The sequence below is a fragment of the Kitasatospora sp. NPDC002965 genome (assembly GCF_040611255.1).
Classification (GTDB): domain Bacteria; phylum Actinomycetota; class Actinomycetes; order Streptomycetales; family Streptomycetaceae; genus Kitasatospora.
In genome coordinates, this window is sequence record NZ_JBEXNT010000237.1 from 1 (window position 1) to 6,635 (window position 6,635).

The following is a 6,635-nucleotide window of genomic DNA, read 5'->3' on the forward strand; positions in this document are numbered from 1 at the left end:
CTCCGCCCGCCGCCCCGGCGGTCCCGCCGGTGGCCCCGGCGGCTCCCGCCGAGGCCCCGGCCGTGGCACCGGCCGTTGCTCCCGCCGAGGCCCCGGCCGTGGCACCGGCCGTTGCTCCCGCTGAGCCGCCCGCCGTGGCGGCCGCGGTGCCGGCGGCCGCACCGCCGACCACCGCCGCCCCGCCCACGGCGGCCGCGGCGGCACTGAACCCGCCCACACCGATCCAGACCAGCACGCCGCCGGGCAGCAGCGCCCGCAGTCCGTGGTTGATCTCGGACAGCTCCAGGCATGCGGCCGTGCACCGGTCGCACTCCTTGAGGTGTCGGCCGACCTCCGCGGAGGCCCGCTTGCGCAGCGAGCCCCGCGCGTAGGCGCCGAGCCGGTTGGCGTACGCCTCGCAGTCCCGCTCCTGGCTGCCCGAGACGTGCGCCTGGAGGAAGGCGGCGGCCAGCCGGTCGCGGGCCCGGTGGGCCTGGACGGCGGTCGCGTTGGCGGTCTTGCCGAGCATCACCGCGACGGTCTTGGGGGACTCCCGCTCGACCTCGGTGTGCCAGAGCACCACCCGGTCGTCCTCGGGAAGTTCGGCGTAGGCCTGCATCACCATGCGCTGGTCGGCCAGCGCCATCGCCCAGGCGTCGGCGCCGGGGTCGGCCAGGTCGAGGTCGACGACGGCTGCCGAGGTCTGCGCGAACACGCTGAAATCGTCGACGAGTTGCTCGCGCCGCTCGCTGCGGGTCCAGGCTGCGGCGACGTTCCGCACGGCGGTCAGCAGATAGGCGCGGACGGCGAACTCCGGCCCCTTGCCCGCTCGCAGGGCCTGAAGCGTCCGGGCGAACACCTCGCCGGCCAGGTCCTCGGCGGTGAAGCTGTCCCGGCAGCAGGTCCGGGCGTAACGGCGCACCGAGTCGACGTGCCGGCGGTAGATCTCCTCGTACGCGGTGTCGTCGCCGGCCCGGACCATGGCGGTCAACTCGGCGTCGGAAGCGGGACGTTCGCCGTCCACGGGGTCGGCGGGCGCGGGCACGGTGGGGCGCGCCGGGGTGCCGGGGCCGACGAAGGCCCCGGGGGTGACGCTGCCCAGCCCGGCCGGGGCCTGACCGGGTACGCGGCCCTGCGGGAGGGCGGCGGCGGAGGCGGAGAGCGTCTCGCGGCTGGGCATCCCGGCCTGGTCCGGCACCTGTGCGGACTGCAACGGGCCGGGCGGGGTCTGTTCCGGCTGCAGCTGCCCCGACGGTCCGGCGCCCGGGGTGGCGGGACCGGCGGCCGGGCCGTCAGGGCCCAGGTCGGGCCCGCTCGCGGCGGACCGGCCGAAGTCGAGGCCGTAGCCGTAGTCGTTCTGTTCCTCGGCGCTCACAACGGACCCCAGATTCCACGACAGCCCCCGTAGTGTGGCAGGGCGCGCGGGAGTGCGTGGGCGCACGATTCCCCGTTGCACGGCGCCGAGTGCGCGCGAACGGCGCGCATCGGGACATTGGCTCCAACCACGGGCAAAGGATGGCATAGCGCAGAGTTGGGCGGTAGCCGGACCGGCGGTGACCCACTCTTCCGTGGGGCCGTCGCGGATGTGTTCGCCCTGCTCCCGTTACCCGGGGCGACGGCGGCCGCACCCGGCGCGCGACCAGGTCCGCGCGCCGCCCGAATCTCCAACCTCCTTGCCCGGGGCGGACGGAGAGCGCCCGACCCGGGTGATGATCAACGTGCCCGTAGACCGTCCAGCAGGATCTGCAGCAACCGGTCGGCCGGCCCTTCGCCGGGTTGACCGTCCGTCTGCCGACCACTCGGCGACTGGGTCGCCTCCCCGAGCGGGCCGACCCCGGAGACCGCCGCCGACACCGGGGCGGCACCGGACACCGGCCCCCCTGCCGGAGCCGGCAGGGCCGCCGGTCCGCTGCGCGCGGCGTGCACCGGTACCGACGCGGTCAGCACCAGCACCACGTCCGCGACGGTCACCCCGGGCCGCAGCTCGCCGGCCGCACCCGCACGCGCCACGAGCGCGGCGAGCAGCTGCAGCAGCAGCCGCGGATCGGCGTCGGCGACCAGTACGCCGACCTCGCCCTCGACCGTCTGCGGCCCCCCGGCGTGCGTTCCGCTTCCGTACGGCCCGCCGGCGTACGTCCCGCCTCCGTACGTCCCGCCCGCGTGCGCGCCGTGCGCGCCGGGGAGCGGCTCGTACCGGGCGGAACCGAACGCCGTGTTCAGCCCCACCACGTCGGGCGAGCGCTGCTCGGGCACCCGGCCCAGCTCCTCCGCGTACCGGAACGCCTCCGGCGGCAGCAGCCGCCCGGCCCCGGTGGACACGGCCCGGGCCAGGTACCCGGCCAGCGACTCCCACGCGCCGCCGCCGCCGTAGAGCGACTCGCGCGCCTGGGCCGTCAACCAGGCGACCTCCTCGGCGGCGATCCGCTGGACCAGCACCTCCTTGCTCGGGAAGCGCCGGTACACCGTGCCGACGCCGACCCCGGCCCGGCGCGCGACCTCCTCCATCGGCGCGCCGTATCCGAACTCGCCGAACACCTCGCGGGCCGCACGCAGCACGCTCTCCAGATTCCGCCGGGCGTCCACCCTCAGGCGTGCGCCCGGCAGCGGCCCGCCGGCCGGCACCGGTTCACCCCGGTACGGGGCCGCCGAATACACCGCCCCGGGCTGTGCAGGTGGTTCGGCGGGGCCTCGTTGCTCCGGCACCACGCCTTGGCCGGGGTGCGCCGCACCCGCTCGCCCCAACAGTCGCTCCTGCTCCATCATCCCAACTCTCCCCCGCAGGCGTCCGATCCCGGACCCTGTCGTCGCCCGCCCCTGCACCCCCCGGTGCAGCTCCGCCTGAAAGAAATGACCGATGCCCCATCGCTAGTGCCGCTGGTACCGCCCGGCCGCGGGTGCGGCCACGCGCAGACCACCCGGGCCCGTTCCGGCGGGTACCGCCGAACGTTCCGGGTACGACCGGCCCGGTGTGGCGGCGCCCGTCCGGGGCCTCGCCCGGGAACTACCCTTCCCCGGATCACGGTCCCGCAGTCGGGTTCTCCCGCCAACACTAGAACTGGCCGTAATGACCGATCCACGGTGCGTCGCCACCAGTTGACATGGCGGTGGCCGCTCCGCCACACAATCCGACCATAGTTCACGGCAGTTCGAGGCCGAAAGTGCGTCAGAAACTCGCCCAGGCAGCACATTCGTCCCCACGAGTCGTCTCACGCCCCATCCGTCACAGCACAGACGGTGGACAAGAGCGGCCCGGCGGTCCTTTATTGGTGGGCGTGATGGGGGCATGCCCGGTCGAAGGCGGGCTGCCGGCCCCATCGACAGGAGGTGCGCCATCAGGATCCTGATCGTCGGCGGCGGGTGCGCGGGGATGTCCACCGCCCTGCACCTCCAGCGCGGCCTGCGCGAGCGGCTCCGCCGCGGCGAGGACGAACTGACCCTGGTCGAGCCCCAGGGCTATCTCACCTACCACCCGCTGCTCGCCGAGGTCGCCGCCGGCTCGATCGACCCCCGGCACGTGGTCGTCCCGCTCCGCCGCGAGCTGCCGGACTGCCGGGTGCTCACCGCCCGGATCACCCGGATCGAGCACGCGACCCGCCGGGCCTGGGCCGATGCCGCCGCCAAGGGCGAGCCGCCCGCACCGGTCGAGCTCGACTACGACGTCCTGATCCTGGCCCCGGGCTCGGTCTCCCGCACCGCTGCCGTCCCCGGGCTGGCCGAACACGGCCGCGGCTTCTCCACCGTCGGCGAGGCCGTCGGCCTGCGCAACCACGTCCTGGAGCAGCTCGACCTGGCCTCCACCACCCGCGACCCGGCCCTCCGCCAGGCCGCGCTCACCTTCGTCTTCGTCGGCGCCGGGTACGCGGGCGTCGGCGCGCTCGCCGAGCTGGAGGACATGGCCCGGTACGTGATCCGCGGGCACCACAACATCAGCCCCGGCGACCTCCGCTGGGTGCTGGTCGAGGCCACCGACCGGATCCTCACGGAGGAGTCGCCGGAGCTCGCCGCCCACACCCTCGCCCAGCTGCGCGAGCGCAGCGTGGACGTCCGGCTGCGCACCACCCTGGAGTCCGCGGCCGACCGGGTCATGGCGCTCTCGGACGGCAGCCGGTTCGCCGCCCGCACCCTGGTCTGGACGGCCGGCGTCCGCCCCGCCCCGCTGCTGCGCGAGACCGACCTGCCACTGGACACCACGGGCCGGGTCCGCTGCCTGCCCACCCTCCAGGTGCTCGCACCGGACGGGCGGGCGCTGCCCGGGGCGTGGGCCGCCGGGGACTGCGCCGCCGTGCCCGACCCGCACGCGGACGGCGCGCCGTGTGCTCCCAACGCCCAGCACGCCTTCGCCCAGGCCGAACTGCTGGCCGCCAACGTGCTCGCCTCACTGGACGGGGGGCCGCACGGCGCGGGCATCGTCGCGTACCGGCCGGGCGCACCCGCCTGTTCCACCTCCTTGGGCCTCGGGCGGGCCGTCGCCCACACACGGCGCGGCGGACGGCTCACCGGGCGGCGGGCCTGGTGGCTGCACCGGGCCCGGCACCTGCGACGGCTGCCGAGCGGGGACCGCCGGGTGCGGGTGCTGATGGACTGGGCGCTGGCCGGCCTCTTCTCCCGCGAGGTGGTCTCGCTCGGAAAGCCCGAGCAGCCGGAGTTCGCCGACGACCGGCCCACGTGAGGCGCCGTCCGCGACCCCCCGGGGGCCCGCGGACGCGTCACCGGGGCCCGGGAGAGCCCCGCCGTCACCGATCCGACGACCGCGCCGGGCGCGGGCGACTTCCGGAATCGGGTCTCCGCCTGACAGGATCTGCCCGACCGAGTCATTACCCGGTGTGCTGATGTGCATACAAAAAGTGATGATATGTCTGGAACCCGAGGAAGCGGCCGTCGTTTGAACCTCATGCGCTGGAGCGCCCGGCTCACCGGAGTCCCGCGGCGTGCCGCCCTGTCGGCCGGGGACGGCACCGACCAGGGCCCGCCGTCCGGCGACGGCGTCGTGGTGCCCAGCCCCCGAGACCCCACCAGCCCCACCGGCCATTCCGGGCTCCTGGACGTACTCGACCCGACCGGAGTGTTCGACCCGCACCGGCCCCAGGACCTCCGCGAGGTCCTCAACCGCATCCCCGCGCCGGTCGCCGTCACCTACGGACCGCTCCACCAGCTCGGCTACGCCAACCGCGCGTACCGCGAGCTCTTCGGCGAACGGTCCACCGGCCTGCCCGCCTGCGACGCCCTGCCCGAACTCGGCACCCTCGGGGTCCTGCCCCTGATGGACCAGGTCATCCGCGGCGGCAGCCCGCGCAGCGTCAAGGCCCGCTGCATCCTCGGCCTCACCGGCAACCGCTACTACAACGTCTCCTGCGTTCCGCTCAGCCGCGACGCGGGCCACGGCGAGCCGGGCGCGGCCGACGACCGGACCGCCGGCGTCCTGATCTTCGCCGCCGAGGTCACCGACCAGGTGCTCGCCGCCGCCCGACTCCGCGAGTCCGAGCGCCGCCAGCGCGAGGCCGCCGTCACGCTCCAGCGCAGCCTCCTCCCGCAGAAGCTCGACCAGCCCGCCGACCTCCGGGTGGCCGCCACCTACCAGCCCGGCGGCGCCGAGGCCGCGGTCGGCGGCGACTGGTACGACGTCATCGCCATCGACGGCGGCCGCACCGCCCTGGTCATCGGCGACGTGATGGGCCGCGGCCTGCGCGCCGCCGCCGTCATGGGCCAGCTCCGCACGGCCGTCCGCGCCTACGCGCGCCTCGACCTCCCGCCGCACAAGGTGATGAGCCTGCTCGACGGCCTCGCGATGGAGATCGACGCCAACCAGATCGCCACCTGCACCTACGCCGTCTGGGATCCGCAGCGGCACACCCTCGGCTACGCCTCGGCCGGTCACCTCCCGATGCTCCTGCGCTGCCCCGACGGCACCGTCCTGCGGAGCGAGGAGCAGAACGGACCGCCGCTGGGCACCGGCGGCGGTGTCCACCTCTCCCACACCCTCCGCCTTCTCCCCGGCACCACCGGCGTCCTCTACACGGACGGCCTGGTCGAGCGTCGGGACGAGGACATCGACCAGGGCCTCGACCTTCTCGCCCACACCCTGGCCGGCGCGGTCGGCGCCCCGGACGTGGTCTGTGCCCGTCTGCTCCGCGCCATGGGGGTCACCTCCGACCACGACGACGACGTCGCGGTGCTCGCCTTCCAGTTGCCGACGGAGGAGGAGTCACCCGCCCGAAAGCCGGCGCTTGACTCCGTCTCCCACGAGGTCTAGTGTTCTCCGAGTTGCCTGGCAGGGAGCACCGGACACGCATCTGCGCGGACGGTCCCGGGGCGGCCAATCCTCTGAAACACCACCTCTTCCTGTATTCGGGCCGAGGCGTGTCGTCCTTTTTTCGATACGTTCCGGCCAGGGTCCAATTGGCGTGCTCGCTTTCGAGGATTGCGGTCGGATTCGCTTTTCGGAGCGGGGTTCGGCTACAGTTCGGAACGTCGGACGGGGCGTCAAGCCGCAGAAGACACCAGCGAGTTGGACGAACGAAGCGCCGGAAGCGGAGCGGAAAGCGTCTGGTAGGCTGGAAGCGTGAAAGCGAGTCAGGTGAGTGAAACTCCGGAAAACGGAGCGGAAAACGTCTGGTAAGCTGGAAACACGAAAGAACGAAGCGCCCGGAGGGCCGGTG

At 74.3% G+C, this 6,635-nt stretch carries 3 protein-coding genes and 1 pseudogene; 2 read left to right on the plus strand and 2 right to left on the minus strand.

Translation table 11 applies throughout. From position 1 onward, the window contains the following. Both ABZY91_RS40900 and ABZY91_RS40905 read right to left on the minus strand, forming a co-directional pair. Nucleotides 1-1,354, minus strand: a 1,354-nt coding sequence (locus ABZY91_RS40900; RefSeq protein ID WP_355409198.1) for a sigma-70 family RNA polymerase sigma factor, incomplete at its 3' end; no start/stop codon positions are given. A 338-nt stretch (nucleotides 1,355-1,692) separates the two neighbouring features. Beyond that, entirely contained in the window at nucleotides 1,693-2,535 is an 843-nt protein-coding gene (locus tag ABZY91_RS40905; RefSeq protein WP_355409200.1) for a helix-turn-helix domain-containing protein, read from the minus strand. A gap of 811 nt (nucleotides 2,536-3,346) precedes the next feature. Between ABZY91_RS40905 and ABZY91_RS40910 the strand changes: the two genes are divergently transcribed. After that, on the plus strand, nucleotides 3,347-4,648 hold the full coding sequence (locus tag ABZY91_RS40910) for an FAD-dependent oxidoreductase (protein WP_355409202.1): 1,302 nt from the start codon (nucleotides 3,347-3,349) through the stop codon (nucleotides 4,646-4,648). Between the two features lie 213 nt (nucleotides 4,649-4,861). Then, nucleotides 4,862-6,154: pseudogene (locus ABZY91_RS40915) on the plus strand (SpoIIE family protein phosphatase); the annotation flags it as partial. Nucleotides 6,155-6,635: the final 481 nt, after the last annotated feature.